Source organism: Serratia sp. M24T3 (genome assembly GCF_000257645.1).
Taxonomy (GTDB): Bacteria; Pseudomonadota; Gammaproteobacteria; order Enterobacterales; family Enterobacteriaceae; genus Rouxiella.
The window spans coordinates 1-1,078 of record NZ_AJHJ01000084.1; the positions used below are offsets into that span (position 1 = coordinate 1).

Annotated in this window: 1 pseudogene; it reads left to right on the forward strand. The window is 59.0% G+C overall.

The features are described 5' to 3' along the window. Positions 1-1,078: pseudogene (locus tag SPM24T3_RS24055) on the forward strand (transketolase); the annotation flags it as partial.

Here is a 1,078-nt window from a genome sequence, read left to right on the forward strand (position 1 = left end):
GCCAACGCCGTCGGCTTCGCGATTGCCGAACGCACGCTGGCCGCGCAGTTCAACCGCGAAGGTCACGACATCGTTAACCACCACACCTACGCCTTTATGGGCGACGGCTGTATGATGGAAGGCATCTCCCACGAGGTTTGCTCGCTGGCCGGTACCATGAAACTCGGCAAACTGACCGCGTTTTATGACGACAACGGCATCTCCATCGACGGCCACGTAGAAGGCTGGTTCACCGATGACACCGCGGCACGTTTCGAAGCCTACAACTGGCACGTTATCCGCCACGTAGACGGCCACAACCCTGACGCTATCAAAGCCGCCATCGAAGAATCCCACAAGGTGACCGACAAGCCGACCCTGATCCTGTGCAAAACGATCATCGGTTTCGGTTCGCCAAACAAGGCCGGTACTCACGAAGTGCACGGCGCCGCGCTGGGCGCGGACGAAGTGGCCGCAACGCGTAAAGCGATTGGCTGGAACTATCCGCCGTTTGAAATCCCGCAAGATATCTACGCGCAGTGGGATGCCAAAGAGGCCGGTAAAGCGAAAGAAGCCGCCTGGAACGACAAGTTCGCGGCCTATGCCAAGGCTCACCCAGAGCTGGCCAAAGAGTTTGATCGTCGCGTCAACGGCGAGCTGCCGCTGAACTGGGAAACCGAGGCGCAGAAATTCATCGAAGGTTTGCAGGCTAAACCAGCAAACATTGCCAGCCGTAAGGCGTCGCAAAATACGCTGGAAGCGTTTGGTAAAATCCTGCCGGAATTCCTGGGCGGCTCCGCTGACCTGGCACCGAGCAACCTGACCATGTGGTCCGGCTCGAAGTCCATCGGCGACGACAATGCCGGTAACTACATTCACTACGGCGTGCGCGAATTCGGCATGACCGCGATCACCAACGGTATCGCGCTGCACGGCGGTTTCCTGCCGTATTCCGCGACCTTCCTGATGTTCGTGGAATATGCGCGCAACGCAGTACGCATGGCCGCGCTGATGAAAATCCGCAACGTGTTCGTGTACACCCACGACTCCATCGGTCTGGGCGAAGACGGCCCGACGCACCAGCCGGTCGAGCAGTTGG